This is a genomic window from Paenibacillus sp. JT31N7, assembly GCF_059692095.1.
This window is the reverse complement of sequence record NZ_JCAUAT010000001.1, coordinates 1,514,732-1,529,527: the sequence shown is the minus strand read 5'-3', so window position 1 is coordinate 1,529,527 and position 14,796 is coordinate 1,514,732. Positions and strand designations below refer to the sequence as shown.

Genomic DNA, 14,796 nt, shown 5'->3' with positions numbered 1-14,796 from the left:
TCCGGTCCGGCACTTTTTTCTAAGCAATGATAAAATTCACCCTACAACCGTAAGCACGGGCAGTCCGGTCTATAAGTTCATTATGCTGGCGGTCAATAACGAAGTGAAGACCGTCCGCTTCATGAAACCGGGCAATCACGTATTCGTCCATTTGCCGCCGCGCCAGCTCCGGTTCCGCTCCGGATGCGGTTTTCATAGGGGAAGCCGGATCTTGTGCAGCGCCCGTTTCAAGCCGGAATACGGCGATACCGGGTTCGTACGCGTACACGTGGCCGGCGCTGCTTTCAAAGCCATAGTCCGAAAAATACCCCGTCCGTTCCGCATGGGGAGGAAGCAGCACGAGGTTCATCGGCTCGGCTTCATATCCGTGCCGGCTGACCAGTTCCCGGGCCTGCCCCAGCTCCTCTTCGCGGTTAAAAACGAATACTTCTTCATCCTGATCGAACAGTTCGACAGTCTCCTTAAGCTCCGGGACAAACGGAGCGAAGTCTGCCGCCGAACCGTCTTGGCGGAATTCCACAATAAGTGCGGGCTTTACCTGCATCGTTCATTCCTCGCTTTCGTATCCGCCGCATTTACGTTCAGCCGCAGAAGACCCTTCTCCTCGCACACTTTTTCATGTTTGTGGACATTAAACCGATGGCTTTAAAAAGCGACGGAGCCCGGCTCTATGGGATGGGTTACCAGTTTAGCCCGAGTTTAATGGCCAAAAGTCCGTCTTCCAGGGTAATATGTTCCACGGAAACGAAGGAGAAGAGCTTCTTCGGATATATGCGCAGATTAAATTCCTTTTCCAGTGACTTACCCGTTGTATCGGGAAGTTTAAACCCGTTGAACACCAATTCCTGCACGCGGAAGGCGATGACGGGCTGGTCTCCGTCTTTTTCCATTTCGTAGGTGCCTTTAATGGAGACATCCATATCGTCCTTGGTGCCGAAGGCCATGACACCGTCCGGCTTGAACTGGAACGTAAGATCGTCGAACTTGCTGTCTTTGCTGCGCAGGAACGCATTAAGCTGATGGTCGGTCATCTGAAATTTGCCGCCGCCCGATTCCAGGGTCAAATGACTGTCCTTGCCTCCGGGTGTCAGCAGCTCCGGGAAATAATCCATGACACCGGCCAGAGACCGGAAATAAGTACGGAACAAGGGCATTCCTTCCTTTTCCCAGCGTCCGTTGAGTTCCTGGATTAAAGCGAGAATCAGTTCGCTCCTTCCGCTTGCGTCCAATTCCCGGTTCAGCTCGGACTGAAGAGCGAGAATCCGCTCCTTTTGCTTCATATAGTTATCTTTGGTTTTCTGTAAATCGGAACGCTGATTCGCCAATTTCGTTTTCATGGTGCCCAGCTCTCGGTAGGCGTCCTGATGTGTCGTCAGCGAACGGTGATCATGATCGAGAATGATGTCCAGATACTCGTACGTTTTGAGGAGATCCGGCAGGGAACGGACCGACAGCAGGACGGACCAGAGCGATTCGCGCTCGCCGGCATAGTAGGAGCGGATGACCTTGCCCGCTCTTTTTTTCGCTTCTTTAACGACGATTTCCTGGGCGGCGATCTTTTTCTCTGTTTCGGTCAGCTGATCGCCAAGCTCCGTATCTTGCTCTGCGAGGCGTGCGATTTCACGGTCGATTTCATGGACCGTCAACCCTTTCTGCAGAAGCGCTTCGGTTTCTTTCTTTTCCGCTTCTGTCCTATTTTCCGCATGAACCGGAAGAAGGAGGAGGCTTGTCCCGAGCAGAAGGGTGCAGAAGGTGAGGGAGAATTTTTTCCAAATCATGTGGTGACCCCTTTAGTTCCGAAATTATCCCATTGTATGAGAACGGGTTCAAAAAAATACTTACCTCCCGCAGGCGGAAAGTAAGCAGCGTGCTTTATTAGTTGCCGACGCTGCCGAGACGCTTGAGAACTTCATCGATAGATTTGGTTTGCCGGGGCAGCGGCTTCCGGAATTCGGGTGCTTGGTTAACGGCATCGAAAGACTGATGGAAAGAGAAGGTCTGGGCAGCTGCGGAAGATTTATTCCCCCCGAAGCCGGTAAACTTAAATTCCATATCGAGCTTTCGTAAAAATCCTTCCTTGTCGACAATCACCGTCCATTTTCCGGGGGCGGATAATTTAAACGAGCTTGCCGAACGCCCAAATTCGGCGGCCTGCGCCTCGGAAATCAGCCCGTTTGATTTCAGCGCTTCAAGGAAACGGGGGAGCTTCTCCTGAAGCTTCTTATTCCAGGCGCCGGCGCTCATTCGGGTTACGGAGGCCGTATAAGATTGGGCCGCCGAACCGTCTGCCAGCTTGACTTCCCCGTCACGCTCAAACCAGGCTTCGCCGGCCCCTTCTTGCAGAAGCTTGGACAAATCGGAAGAAAGCCGGGAAAAATGCTCCGGCGCGGGAGAAGCCGAGGCTTTTGGAGCCGTGCCGGTCTTATCCTCTGCGGTAGCCGGTGAATCCGTTGGCAGCTCCAGCCGGGTCACGAAATATTCGTTATCCGGGTTAAGAAGTGGCATATGGAAAAACAATTTGTTATCTTGGAAAAGAAGAGGAATCGCCAGTTCGGCCGAACCGCTTCGTGATGCTGCCTTGAGATCGGTTTCCCACCGGACCGGATTTAAGGAAGCGGCGCCTTTCCATTCCAGCTTGCTGTCTTTGAGAAAAGAAAACAGCATCCCGGGCAGTGTGGACGAATCTCCTGCCGGAAGCCCGTCCAGTTGAAGATCGGCCCCGCCCTCGAAAGCGAAAGCGTTCATCTCCGTCTGCTTATGCAGGGCGCTTTTGACGGCAGCTCTGGCTGCTTCGCGGTCCGAACAGCCGGATATGAGAACGGCGGGAATAGCGGCGGCTATAGAAAGTGAAATGAGTGCTTTGAACATGCTGGGAATCCCCTTCCTTTTCTACCTTTTCTATTATATCTATTCAGGTTCTATTTGTCTTTATCCCTACAATTTTCCTGGAGGCGAGAAAATGAGCGGATTTAGCGGCCCTACGGGCAATCCTTCGGGAACCGGAAAAACCGAAGCGGATGCCGGCCACCCGGAAATCGTCACGGTTTTGAGGAAAAGAATAGAGGAAGAGGGGCCCCTTCCTTTTCGGGATTATATGACGATTTGTCTGTATCACCCGGAGTTTGGGTACTACCGCCGAGAAGAGACCAAAATCGGACGGGACGGGGATTTTTACACGAGCTCCAATCTGGGGAGCTTTATGGGAGAGATCATCGCCGGCGAGCTGCTGGCTTTTGCCGAGAGCGGTCCGTCCGGCAGGCCCATCGAATTCGTCGAATTCGGCGGAGGCACGGGCCGGCTGGCCCGGCACGTGCTGGACGCGCTGCGCAGCCGCAGCCCGGAGCGGTACGCGTCCGTTTCGATCACGTCGATCGAATCGAGCGCGTACCACCGCGCCCTGCAGCGGGAGACGCTGCGGGAGCATGCGGACCGCCTCCGGTTCCTGACGGAGGCGGAGTGGCTTGCCGAGCCGGCCGGCGGCGGAGTGTTCGCCGTCGCCAACGAGCTGGCGGACGCGATGCCGGTGCACCGCGTCCGCTGCCGGGACGGCCGGCTCGAGCTCGGTGCGGTCGGATGGGACGACCGCATCGGCTTTACCGAGCGGTGGCTGCCGCTCGGTGAAGACCACCCGGCCGCGCTGCATCTCGGCCGCGAAGGTATCCGCCTGGTCCACGGGCAGCAGGCGGAAGTGAACCTTGGCGCGGGGGAGTGGATCACCCGCGCCGGGGGGCGCATCCGCAGCGGACGGATGCTGCTGGTGGACTACGGCGATACCGCCGGAGAGCTCTATGCGCCCCACCGGATGAACGGGACGCTGATGTGCTACCGGCGGCATATCGCCGATGACAATCCTTACGCCGCCGCGGGGCGCAAGGATATAACCGCGCACGTCGATTTCACGGCGTGCATGAGCGCGGCCCGGGCGGCGGGATGGACCGTCGCCCGGTACGAGACGCAGCGCGAGTTCCTCGTGCGCGGCGGCATCCTCGGCCGGCTCGTGGAGCATGCCGGCCGGGACCCGTTCAGCCCGGAAGCGAAGGCGAACCGGGCGATCCGGCAGCTGCTCATCAGCGACGGGATGAGCGAGCTGTTCAAGGTGCTGACGCTCCAGCGTGAAGAAAACTGAATCCGCGATTGAAGTGAGTGGAAACATTGGGCCCGATTCTATGCATGGCGCGGAATGTACGCACCCACAAACTTGTTTTTAGGAACAAGAGCGGTTTAGTGGTGAGTGGACGAAAGTGTCTTCGTGTCCAACGAAAAAAAGGTGATCCGCGAGTTCAATCGCGAATCACCTTTTTTGCTCAAGCGCCGTATGTAATTAGAGCGGCATTTTGAACACGGACCAGTAAGTGAATCCGGTAAACGAAATAACCATATAGCCCCAGAACAATACGATGTATGTACGTTCCGACAGCTTCAGATAGCCAAGTAGTACGAATACGACGGTTTGAAAAAAGAACAGCATGGACATGGGATACATTTCTCCCGCCAGACTCATCAGGGCGATCACCAGAGTCCAGAAACCCAGAACTCGGAACATGCGATCCATGAAAACTTCCCCCTCTCCTACCACGATGCGAAATAATCTAATCTTCATTATACCCAGCATACCCTGTAGTGTAAACATCCAATCGTCCACCTTTGTTAAAAAGTTGTGACAAGCATTGCCAATTCAGGGTGAAGCTCCCGCGGTTGCCTCTTAACCGGTCTTCTTTTTAGGTATGAGTGTCATAAAAATTGGCAATACCAAATAGTATCAAATAGATTCTATGAAATCTGCCAGGGGCATAGAGATATTACGAGCGGAGCCGTTCACGGATAAATCTCCTGCCCGGCTTATGAACGGTCCGGCCGATTGGGCATGGGAGTCGAATGCGCGGTAGGACGTGATCTATTTTGGAGACTAGGTTAGGAGGATTGTAAAACATGACGGCAATCAGGCAGGATGCTTGGAGCGACGAAGATGATTTGATGCTCGCGGAGGTAACGCTGCGCCATATCCGGGAAGGCAGTACCCAACTGGCCGCGTTTGAAGAAGTGGGGGAGCGTATCGGGCGCACGGCCGCGGCATGCGGGTTCCGGTGGAACAGCTTCGTACGCAAAAAATACGAGGCCGCCATTTCTATTGCGAAATCCCAGCGGCAGAAAAGAGCGCAGCTGAAAAAGCATGCGGCCGTTTCTACTATTTCCGGGGGAACCTCGTTAGCCGTTCTGGACGTTCTGGACCCGTCGGGCCGGGAAGTAACGGAAGAGGCGCTTTCCATCGATGCGGTAATCCGGTTTTTGCGGCAGTGGAAGCAGACTTATCAGGATTTGATGCGTCATATTAAACAGATGGAGCGTTCTTTGCATGACAAGGAAGAGGAGCTGTCCCAATACCGCAGAGAGAACGAGCAGCTTAACAAGCAGGTCAATGAAGTTGAAACCGATTACCGGGTTGTCAACGATGATTATAAGGCACTTATCCAAATTATGGACCGTGCCCGGAAAATGGCTTTTTTAGTAGAAGAAGAGGAAGAGAGCAAGCCGAGGTTCAAGATGGATGCAAACGGTAATTTAGAGAGAATAGATTAAAGATCTTCCAGGGAATCCTTCCGGTATATACCGGGGGGATTTATTTTTTTAAAGCGTCAAGAAGGATTCCGCCGCTCTTGCGGTGAATGGCTGAAAAATGGCGAATCATGTAAGCAAGGAATAAGGGGCAAGATGCAAAATAAGATAAAGGAGTGGGATCATGCTGGTAGAAGTCGTGGGAGGCGGCTCGCTGGGGTTGCTGTTTGCGGCCAAACTGGCGGCATCCGGCTGCCGGGTGAAGCTCGTTACAAGAAGCAGGGAACAGGCGGAAGCCGTGAACAAGAAAGGGATCCGTGTGGAGGGCTGGACGGAATTAACGGCGGAAGTCCCCGCATTCGGTTTTACGGAGACCGTGAGCGGTTTGAATTCCGCGGATGAATCCGGAGCAAGACTCATTCTTCTGGCGGTAAAACAGACGGCTTTTACGGAAGAATTGGCCTCTTATCTGATTTCCTCCATGGAGAGAGGCACGGGGGTTGTTTCACTGCAGAACGGAATCGGCCACTGGGAGAAGCTGGACAGCGAGAAAGCCCGTCCCTTTATGATCCAGGCCGTGACCACGGAGGGAGCGAGACGCTTGTCTCATTCGGAAGTCGCGCATACGGGCCGCGGCTGGACACGGATCGGACATATTCATGTCAGGGATAAGGAGCCGTTTCCGGAAAAGTCCCCGCAACTAAATTTGAAAACGGTTCAAGATTGTTTAAAGCAGGCAGGATTTGACGTTTCTGTGTCGAAGAGTATAGAGCGCCATATATGGAGCAAGCTTCTAATCAATGCGGTCATTAACCCGCTGACGGCTCTGCTCCGGATTCCTAACGGGAAGCTGCCTGAGACTTCCGACTCACTTCTGCTGATGAGGAAGCTCTTCGAAGAAGGAAGGGAGCTGGCGCTTACACAGCACGTAACGGTTGAAGAGTCACTATGGGACGAAATCCTGCAAGTTTGCCGGAAGACGGCTGCAAACCAGTCTTCGATGCTGCAGGATATTGCGGCGGGCAGGACGACGGAAATCGAAGCGATCACGGGTGGTCTGCTCGTTAAAGCGGAGCGGGCCGGGATGTCTATGCCCACTCATGAAACCGTATACCGGCTGATTAAAGCTGCGGAGCAAAGTGGGTGATGATGGGGTTGGATTCTTTCATAGACGGAATATCTAGCATATATGCGGTACTCGCTATGCTCCCTTTTCTTTCCTTTGTACTGATTTGGATAATCGTATATATTGTAACCAAAGAAAAGAAAAAATCCACCCGGATTACTATGGATCTCACGACTTTCCTGCTGCTCGGTTCCGTCGCATCGCTTTGGAATTCGCTGTTTTCCAGCTCGTTCGGATTATGGTTTCTCCTGCTGGTCATTCTGATCGTTTTCGGGCTGATAGGCGGATACCAGAACGACAGGAAAGGGAAGTTGGAACTAAAGAAATCGCTGCGTATCGTATGGCGGCTCAGTTTTATGGGACTTTCTCTGCTGTATGTCATGTTTATGGTGGTTCGCATGGGGACGGCTGTCCTCGGATAGCAGTCTCCGTTTTGCCGGAATGAATTGACCGCAGTTCAACTAATTGCCGGATTAACGCTGTAAAGCACTGGTGGCGCAGGTTAGACGGGGCTCGGAAGTCTCAAATACTCGTACCTATGTAGAAAATTACAAGTAGATTTTATTGACCTTTGGTTGTATAATAGGTAATTAGTAACAGTTTGGCCTTTACAGCTTTTTAACATTTTTGCAAGTGAAAGTTTCTTTTTCAAAAAAAGATTCTGGACTTCCTGACAAACTATGTTATAAAATGTAACATGTAAGGGCGAAAGTTCGATATTATCGCTTTAGTTTGGAGAAGTGCCTCATTTAGGGGAAGCGGTGTCATTGGAAAATTCAAAATTTTCCGTCAAACACCTTCAACCATAAGATTTATTATTTAAAGGGAGGAATAATTACCGTATGAAAGCTAAAAAGTGGGTTTCCACTGCGGTTGCACTGACGCTGGTCGGCAGTATCGCAGCAGGTTGTGGCAGTGACGACAAGGCAGCAACGGGGGATAACGGCGGTACAGACAAAGCAAATGCCGCTAAGCAAGAACTTCGCATTAACTTCAATGCCGAGCCACCGGTTCTCGACAGCTCCAAAGGTACTACAAATGCAGCGTTTACAATGCTGAACGCACTGAATGAAGGCCTCTACCGTCTCGATAAAGACGGCAAACCGCAGCCTGGACTTGCAGCTGCCAAACCGGAAATTTCCAAAGACGGTCTCGTTTACACCATTAAGCTCCGTGACGCGAAATGGGCCGACGGTCAGCCGGTTAAAGCAAGCGATTTCGTTTATTCCTTCCAACGCACTCTCGATCCGAGCACTAAAGCGCAATACAACTTCATGACTGCCTGGATTAAAGGCGGAAATGACATCATTAAAGCAAAGCCTGAAGAAGTTGAAGCTAAGAAAAAAGCTTTAGGCGTTAAAGCGATTGACGAGAAAACACTCGAAATTACTCTGGAAAAGCCGGTTACCTTCTTCGAAGATCTCCTTGCTTTCCCGATTTTCTTCCCGCAACGTGAAGATCTGGTTACCAAAAACGGTGAAAAATACGGCGGCGACGCTGACAAAATTATCGGTGCCGGTCCGTTCGTTCTGAAACAATGGAACCACGACCAAAACCTCGTATTCGAGAAAAACCCGAGCTACTGGGATGCTGCCAACGTAAAACTGGAGAAACTGACGGTTAACATCGTAACGGACTCCAACAGCTCCTTGAACCTCTATGAAACCGAAGAAACAGACGTAACGAACCTGAGCAGCGACCAGTTCAAAGCGAAATCTCAAACGGACAAAGAAAACATCAAAGTGAAGAACGAATTGACTTCGATGTACTTCATGTTCAACCAGAAGAATAAAGTTCTGGCCAACAAAAACATCCGTAAAGCACTGACGCTTGCAGTCGACCGTGATGCTTACGTACTGACGCTGGCCAACAACGGTACTGCAGCGGCAAGAGGTCTTGTAGCCGACGGTACGCAGGACGGCAACAAGAACGAATTTCGTAAAACAGCCGGCGACACGCTTCCGAAAGCAGATCCGGCCAAAGCGAAAGAATATCTGGCAGCAGGTCTGAAAGAACTCGGCATCGACAAACTTCCTGAACTGAAGCTCCTCGGTGACGAGCAGGGCTCCGGTAAGAAATCCATCGAATTCCTGATGGGCGAGTGGGAGAAAAACCTCGGTTACAAAGCAGTCGGCGAGCCTGTTCCGCACAAACTCCGTGTAGAACGTCAAAACAAAGGCGACTACGATATGGTTCTCGCACTTTGGGGCGCTGATTACAACGATCCGATGACTTTCCTCGACATGTGGGTAACGGGCAGCGAGTTCAACAACGTTTATTACAGCAACCCTGCCTATGACGAAAAAATCAAAGCCGCTGACAAAGAAGCGGATCCTGCTAAACGTTCTCAGCTGCTAGTAGACGCAGAGAAAATCCTGATGGAAGATATGGCTGTAGGGCCTGTCTACTCCCGTAAAGTTCCTTACCTCGTTCGCAACACGGTACAAGGTCTTGTACTGCCGAACTACGGCATGGAGTGGGATGTTAAAGGGGTAACAATTACGGAAGCGAAGAAGTAATTCTTTATTCCGCAGCTAGCTTAATAAGCAGCTAAAGTCAGAAGGGGACGCACCTCGCGGGACGTCCCCTTCCGGCTTCATTTTTCCAAAAGGAGGACCCTATGTGTTTAGATATATCCTACAGCGGCTTTTCTACGCCATCATTACACTTTGGCTCGTCATCACGGTCACCTTCGTTCTGATGAAGCTGCTTCCGGGCGACCCGTTCGGAGAAGCTGTACTGAAGATGTCCAAAGAAAACTATCAGATTCTGCTAGCACAATACGGGCTCGATAAGCCGCAATGGCAGCAGTACCTGCTTTACCTGAAACATGTGATACAAGGTGATTTGGGGGTATCCTTCCAATTTCCGGCTCGTGATGTAACAAGCATGATCAGTTCCGGTTTCAAACCGTCTTTTGAACTTGGCATTTACTCCATTTGTGTCGCTCTTGTTTTCGGTTTGCTGCTCGGTATTATCGCCGCGCTCAACCATAACAAATGGCAGGACCGCACGGCTATCTTTATCGCGGTTGTAGGCGTGTCCATTCCATCGTTCGTACTCGGACCGCTTCTTGCTTATTACGTCGGAAACAAACTGGGCTGGCTGCCAGCCGCATTGTGGAAAGGTCCTTCCTACAAAGTTTTACCGACCCTGGCGCTCTCGTTCGGTACGCTTGCTAACGTGGCCAGAATGATGCGTACGTCCATGCTGGATGTATTGAATCAGGATTATATCAAAACTGCGAAAGCAAAAGGTTTGGCGAGTCACACGGTTGTATGGCGTCACACGATTCGTAATGCCATCATGCCGGTTGTCACCATTATCGGACCGGTTTTTGCGGGATTGATTACCGGTACGCTTGTTGTGGAACAGGTTTTCTCCGTTCCGGGATTAGGTAAGCAATTGGTTAATGCGATCTACTCTAATGACTATACCGTTATTTCCGGTATGACCATTTTCTACTCTGCGATTCTAATTATCGTAATTCTTATTACCGACATCCTCTACGGTTATATTGACCCGAGAATTCGTCTGGGGAAAGGCGGGAAGTAAACTATGCAAAATCCAGGACAATCGACTGTAAACGCATCCGGTAAATTTGCGCCCTTGATTAAGGACGAACATTTACAGGAGCAAATCGTCCGCCCGTCGCTGACCTACTGGAAGGATGCTTGGCGTCGACTTAAGAAAAATCGACTGGCTATGGCCGGCTTGTTTATACTCATTACTCTTACGATCGTATCGATCGTAGCTCCATTCTTGTCGCATTTTGAGTATAGTGCGACGAACCCGTCCATCGCCAACACGAAGCCGAATTCCGTGCACTGGTTCGGTACGGACGATCTGGGCCGCGATTTGTGGACCCGCGTATGGTGGGGAACTCGTATCTCCCTGTTTATCGGAATTGTGGCAGCTGTCATTGACTTGATCGTCGGCGTTATCTACGGCGGTATTTCCGGTTACTACGGCGGCAAAGTCGATTCCGTGATGCAGCGTTTTATCGAAATTATCTATTCCATTCCGTTCCTGCTGATCGCCATCCTGCTTATGATGGTGCTTAAGCCGGGTATTACGTCCATTATCATCGCTTATTCGATTACGGGCTGGGTACCGATGGCGCGGCTTGTCCGCGGACAGGTTCTTCAGTTAAAGGAACAGGAATACGTACTGGCTTCCCGCACGCTGGGCGCCAACACGGGCCGGATTATTATGCGCCACCTGATTCCGAATGCGCTTGGTATTATCGTGGTTCAAATCACGTTCGTCGTTCCTTCGGCGATATTCGCGGAAGCCTTCCTGGGCTTCATCGGTATCGGTATCCGTCCGCCGCTCGCGTCGCTCGGATCCCTTCTGTCGGACGGAGCGGCTTCCATGCGGTACTATCCGTTCCGCCTGCTGTTCCCGACAGCTGTATTCAGTCTTATTCTGCTAAGCTTCAACGTGCTCGGTGACGGTCTTCGTGACGCGCTCGATCCGAAGATGCGTAAGTAAAGGGAGGGAGTACCTTGAGTAAGCCCAAAGAAAATATTTTGGAAGTAAAGGATTTGAAGGTCTCCTTTAACACCTACGCAGGTGAAGTTCAGGCGGTTCGCGGTGTCACATTCGATCTTAGAAAAGGCGAAGTGCTTGCAATCGTAGGGGAATCCGGCTGCGGTAAATCCGTAACCTCCCAAACGCTCATGCGTCTGATTCCTTCACCTCCCGGCGTTATCAAAGGAGGTTCCATCCTTTTTGACGGTAAAAAAGGCAAGGTGGATATCACCAAGCTTTCCAATAGACAAATGGAATCCGTTCGCGGTTCCGAGATGGGTATGATTTTCCAGGATCCGATGACATCGCTTAATCCGACGATGACCGTGGGCAGACAAATCAGCGAAAGCTTGATTAAGCACCAGGGCATGACCAAGGAGCAGGCGCGCCAGCGTTCGATGGAACTTCTTCGCCTCGTCGGTCTGTCCAACGTGGAAGGCCGTATCAAGCAGTACCCGCACGAATTTTCGGGCGGTATGCGTCAGCGGGTGATGATTGCCATCGCCCTGGCTTGCAACCCGAAACTGCTCATCGCGGATGAGCCTACAACGGCTCTCGACGTTACCGTACAAGCCCAAATCATCGATCTGATGAGAGAACTGTCCATTAAAACAGGCTCCTCCATCATTCTGATTACGCATGACCTCGGGGTTGTGGCTGAAATGGCTGAACGCGTGGTCGTAATGTACGCGGGTAAAATCGTGGAAAAAGGAACCGTAGACGAGATTTTCTACGATCCGAGACATCCTTACACATGGGGACTTCTGAAATCCGTTCCCCGTCTCGATACGCGGGCGGACGAAGAACTGATCCCGATTCCGGGAACGCCGCCGGACTTGTTCGCTCCGCCGAAAGGCTGCGCGTTCGCGGCACGCTGCCCTTACGCGATGAAGGTGTGCGTCGAGGAAGATCCGGAGCATACACTGCTATCGGCCGAGCACAGCGCAGCCTGCTGGCTGCTCCATCCGGATGCGCCTAAAGTCGAGCGTCCCGTTGAAGTAGGAGGGAAGCAGCATGTCTGATCAAACGATCTTATCCATCCGTAATATGAAGAAGCACTTCGACCTCGGCCAGGGCAAAATCCTGAAAGCGGTCGATAACTTCTCGATCGATATTAAACGCGGCGAAACTTTCGGTCTGGTCGGTGAATCCGGCTGCGGTAAATCCACCGCAGGACGTACCATCATCCGCCTCTACGAGGCGACAGACGGCGAAGTCATTTTTAACGGCGAGAACGTTCATAAACTGAGCGGCCGTAAAATGCGCGAGTTTCACCGGAACATGCAAATGGTGTTCCAGGATCCGTACGCCTCGCTTAACCCGAGAATGACGGTCGGCAACATCATTGCGGAAGGTCTCGACATCCACGGGGTCGCTTCCGGCAGCAAACGCCGCGAACGCGTCGTCGAACTGCTGGATGCGGTAGGCCTGAACGCCGAGCACGCCGGCCGCTTCCCGCATGAATTTTCCGGCGGTCAGCGTCAGCGTATCGGGATTGCCCGCGCACTCGCAATCGAACCGCAGTTCATTATTGCGGACGAGCCGATTTCCGCACTCGACGTGTCCGTACAGGCACAAGTCGTCAACCTGTTCAAGAAGCTGCAAAAAGACCGGGGTCTGACTTACCTGTTCATCGCGCATGACCTTGCGATGGTGAAGCACATCTCCGATCGCATCGGCGTTATGTACCTAGGGAATCTGGTGGAAATCACCACTTCCAAAGAGCTTTATGCGAACCCGCTTCACCCGTACACCGAATCTCTGCTTTCCGCTATTCCGATTCCGGATCCGGAGATTGAGCGCAAGCGTGAACGCATTATCCTGAAAGGCGAGGTTCCGAGCCCGTTGAATCCGCCTAGCGGCTGTCCTTTCCGGACCCGCTGCCCTAAAGCGATGGATCAATGCGCGGTAACGATGCCTCCGATGAAAGAAGTGGAGCCGGGGCATTTCGTGTCCTGCCACTTGTACTAATTATTAATCGTTTCATCATAGAACCGCCTGTCCACACTCCGGTCCAGGAGATGCGAGACGGGCGGTTTTTTTTGTTGCTGCCATGCCTATGGTTAACAAAACGGTCGGTTTTTGTCGTGCTGCTGCCGTGCCTATGGCTAGCAAGACGGGTGTTTCTTGTCGTGCTACTGCCCGTGCCTATGGTTAACGTGACGCCTCAGCCCGATATGGACGCAGTCCCCCGTACAGCTTCTTCTTGGGCTTCTTTCGGAAGGGACTCTTCTGCGGCAGCCTGCTTCGGAAGCATGATGGTGTAGAAGGCGGCCACGACCAGCATAAGAAGACCCAGTACAATATAAATCCAGTCCAGCGAAACGAACCTCGGGTAGAACAAGGCGATAAGGCCGAGAGCCAGAGACTGTGCACCCATCATCAGCGGATCGATCCACGCGTTCACCCTTCCCATCATTTTGCCGTCCACAATTTGCGGCATCCAGCCGCCGATCGCTATATTGGCAGGTGCAATTAAAATTCCCATAAGGAGGAAGCCGAGTATAAACAGCCAGACGTCATTGATATAATTTCCTACGATTACCATAAGTCCGCTGGAGACGACGCTGCCTATAATCATGACGTGCGGCTTTATTTTTTTGGCCAATATGGCCCCGAGAGCGCTGCCGGCCAGCACCCCGACGCCCAGGCAAACGGAATAGAGCGAAGCGAATTTCTCATACTCGCCGGTTGCAAGTTTATATTTCAGCGTGAACAAGGGAAGGACGGCAAAGCCACCGTTAACGAAACCGAAAAGAATAAATCCGGTAATCATGGACAATAGAAGAGGCTTTCTCCAGATATACCGCATGCCTTCGGCAAAATCTCCCCAAACGGTTTTAACGCTCATATCCCGCCATTTTCCGGGTCCGTTAGGCTGTTCTACCTTCTCTTCAAAGCTGCAGGAACGGATAAGGAGAGCCGAGAGGATAAAACCCAATCCGTCGATTATGACGGCGCCTTCTACTCCGATCCAGTGATACGCCAAAGCTCCGAGGGCCGTTCCGAAAAGCATGAACAAGCCGAACACCGTCTGGTTCAAACCGGCAGCCTGCATATACTGCTCCTTGGATAAGATGCCCTGCACAAGGCCGATTTCGGCCGGGGCGAAAAATTTCGCGACCGCGCTGCGAAGGAACAGAATTAGGAACGTGAGCGGCAAAATTTCCAAAAAAAGCGAGAGGAAGAGAAGGACGGTCAGTCCGATTCGGATATAATTGGAATATAAGCAAATGGACCTCCGGTTCAACCGATCGGCCGCGACCCCGACGATAAAGAACACGAACAAGGTCGGTAGGGAATACATCATCTCCGCCAGCGTCATATAGAAGGGCTGAGAGCTGAAGCGGTCGAGCAGAAAGAAGGCAAACGCCATATTTCCGATCATGGTGCCGAGCTGCGAGAAAAAGCTGGCGGTGAACAGTTTGACAAACATACTGTTTTGGAACACATTCATCGGTATCGATCCTTTCTTTTTTCGAGCGGTACGTTCTCTATTCATAATAGAAGATATTGGAAGAAGATGAAAGAGGCGCGCGAATGAAGCTCTCAGCAGCCTGAGGCGGTAAGAGATCTAGGTCTGC

At 52.1% G+C, this 14,796-nt stretch carries 14 protein-coding genes; 9 read left to right on the top strand and 5 right to left on the bottom strand.

The genetic code is table 11. The features are described 5' to 3' along the window. Positions 1-19: 19 nt before the first annotated feature. From AC58P5_RS06925 to AC58P5_RS06915, 3 genes are all read right to left on the bottom strand, one after another. Positions 20-544: a hypothetical protein gene (locus AC58P5_RS06925; protein WP_497385372.1), complete on the bottom strand. Its 525-nt coding sequence runs from the start codon at positions 542-544 to the stop codon at positions 20-22. Positions 545-680: 136 nt separating this feature from the next. Continuing rightward, complete coding sequence (locus AC58P5_RS06920) at positions 681-1,778, bottom strand: coiled-coil domain-containing protein (RefSeq protein ID WP_497385371.1); 1,098 nt, start codon at positions 1,776-1,778, stop codon at positions 681-683. Between the two features lie 97 nt (positions 1,779-1,875). Next, entirely contained in the window at positions 1,876-2,868 is a 993-nt protein-coding gene (locus AC58P5_RS06915; protein ID WP_497385370.1) for a hypothetical protein, read from the bottom strand. A gap of 91 nt (positions 2,869-2,959) precedes the next feature. On the opposite strand from AC58P5_RS06915, the gene AC58P5_RS06910 reads away from it, so the two are divergent. Then, positions 2,960-4,126, top strand: a complete 1,167-nt coding sequence (locus AC58P5_RS06910; RefSeq protein ID WP_497385369.1) for a class I SAM-dependent methyltransferase — start codon at positions 2,960-2,962, stop codon at positions 4,124-4,126. 195 nt (positions 4,127-4,321) lie between these two features. Here the strand turns inward: AC58P5_RS06910 and AC58P5_RS06905 are convergent, their stop codons facing one another. Further along, a complete protein-coding gene (locus AC58P5_RS06905) occupies positions 4,322-4,552 on the bottom strand; it encodes a DUF2626 domain-containing protein (protein ID WP_009671348.1) in 231 nt (76 codons plus the stop codon). A 377-nt stretch (positions 4,553-4,929) separates the two neighbouring features. On the opposite strand from AC58P5_RS06905, the gene AC58P5_RS06900 reads away from it, so the two are divergent. The 8 genes from AC58P5_RS06900 to AC58P5_RS06865 all read left to right on the top strand — a co-directional run bounded on the left by AC58P5_RS06900 (position 4,930) and on the right by AC58P5_RS06865 (position 13,183). Next, positions 4,930-5,577 (top strand): RsfA family transcriptional regulator, encoded by a 648-nt coding sequence (locus tag AC58P5_RS06900; protein ID WP_497385368.1) that lies wholly within the window; start codon positions 4,930-4,932, stop codon positions 5,575-5,577. Positions 5,578-5,737: 160 nt separating this feature from the next. After that, positions 5,738-6,700, top strand: a complete 963-nt coding sequence (locus tag AC58P5_RS06895) for a ketopantoate reductase family protein (protein ID WP_497385367.1) — start codon at positions 5,738-5,740, stop codon at positions 6,698-6,700. After that, positions 6,700-7,101 carry a DUF3397 domain-containing protein gene (locus AC58P5_RS06890; RefSeq protein WP_497385366.1) on the top strand — a complete coding sequence of 134 codons (402 nt, stop codon included), beginning with the start codon at positions 6,700-6,702 and terminating at the stop codon, positions 7,099-7,101. The genes AC58P5_RS06895 and AC58P5_RS06890 overlap by 1 nt, the downstream gene beginning before the upstream one ends. 420 nt (positions 7,102-7,521) lie before the next feature. Beyond that, a complete protein-coding gene (locus AC58P5_RS06885) occupies positions 7,522-9,198 on the top strand; it encodes a peptide ABC transporter substrate-binding protein (RefSeq protein WP_497385364.1) in 1,677 nt (558 codons plus the stop codon). A 103-nt stretch (positions 9,199-9,301) separates the two neighbouring features. Continuing rightward, positions 9,302-10,234: an ABC transporter permease gene (locus AC58P5_RS06880; protein ID WP_103993601.1), complete on the top strand. Its 933-nt coding sequence runs from the start codon at positions 9,302-9,304 to the stop codon at positions 10,232-10,234. Between the two features lie 3 nt (positions 10,235-10,237). Next, on the top strand, positions 10,238-11,173 hold the full coding sequence (locus tag AC58P5_RS06875; protein WP_497385363.1) for an ABC transporter permease: 936 nt from the start codon (positions 10,238-10,240) through the stop codon (positions 11,171-11,173). Positions 11,174-11,187: 14 nt separating this feature from the next. After that, positions 11,188-12,234, top strand: coding sequence for an ABC transporter ATP-binding protein (locus tag AC58P5_RS06870; protein WP_497385361.1), 1,047 nt, complete (start codon positions 11,188-11,190; stop codon positions 12,232-12,234). Then, complete coding sequence (locus tag AC58P5_RS06865) at positions 12,227-13,183, top strand: ABC transporter ATP-binding protein (RefSeq protein ID WP_497385360.1); 957 nt, start codon at positions 12,227-12,229, stop codon at positions 13,181-13,183. Before AC58P5_RS06870 ends, AC58P5_RS06865 begins: the two co-directional genes overlap by 8 nt. Before the next feature lie 196 nt (positions 13,184-13,379). Here the strand turns inward: AC58P5_RS06865 and AC58P5_RS06860 are convergent, their stop codons facing one another. Beyond that, positions 13,380-14,669 (bottom strand): MFS transporter, encoded by a 1,290-nt coding sequence (locus tag AC58P5_RS06860; protein WP_497385359.1) that lies wholly within the window; start codon positions 14,667-14,669, stop codon positions 13,380-13,382. Positions 14,670-14,796 lie beyond the last annotated feature (127 nt).

Excerpts from the sequence above, each read along its gene's own strand:
- AC58P5_RS06920 (WP_497385371.1), bottom strand. The coding sequence starts at position 1,778 with ATGATTTGGAAAAAATTCTCCCTCACCTTCTGCACCCTTCTGCTCGGG.
- AC58P5_RS06915 (WP_497385370.1), bottom strand. The coding sequence starts at position 2,868 with ATGTTCAAAGCACTCATTTCACTTTCTATAGCCGCCGCTATTCCCGCC.
- AC58P5_RS06900 (WP_497385368.1), top strand. The coding sequence starts at position 4,930 with ATGACGGCAATCAGGCAGGATGCTTGGAGCGACGAAGATGATTTGATG.
- AC58P5_RS06860 (WP_497385359.1), bottom strand. The coding sequence starts at position 14,669 with ATGAATGTGTTCCAAAACAGTATGTTTGTCAAACTGTTCACCGCCAGC.
- AC58P5_RS06865 (WP_497385360.1), top strand. The coding sequence starts at position 12,227 with ATGTCTGATCAAACGATCTTATCCATCCGTAATATGAAGAAGCACTTC.
- AC58P5_RS06895 (WP_497385367.1), top strand. The coding sequence starts at position 5,738 with ATGCTGGTAGAAGTCGTGGGAGGCGGCTCGCTGGGGTTGCTGTTTGCG.
- AC58P5_RS06875 (WP_497385363.1), top strand. The coding sequence starts at position 10,238 with ATGCAAAATCCAGGACAATCGACTGTAAACGCATCCGGTAAATTTGCG.
- AC58P5_RS06890 (WP_497385366.1), top strand. The coding sequence starts at position 6,700 with ATGATGGGGTTGGATTCTTTCATAGACGGAATATCTAGCATATATGCG.
- AC58P5_RS06910 (WP_497385369.1), top strand. The coding sequence starts at position 2,960 with ATGAGCGGATTTAGCGGCCCTACGGGCAATCCTTCGGGAACCGGAAAA.
- AC58P5_RS06885 (WP_497385364.1), top strand. The coding sequence starts at position 7,522 with ATGAAAGCTAAAAAGTGGGTTTCCACTGCGGTTGCACTGACGCTGGTC.
- AC58P5_RS06925 (WP_497385372.1), bottom strand. The coding sequence starts at position 544 with ATGCAGGTAAAGCCCGCACTTATTGTGGAATTCCGCCAAGACGGTTCG.
- AC58P5_RS06905 (WP_009671348.1), bottom strand. The coding sequence starts at position 4,552 with ATGGATCGCATGTTCCGAGTTCTGGGTTTCTGGACTCTGGTGATCGCC.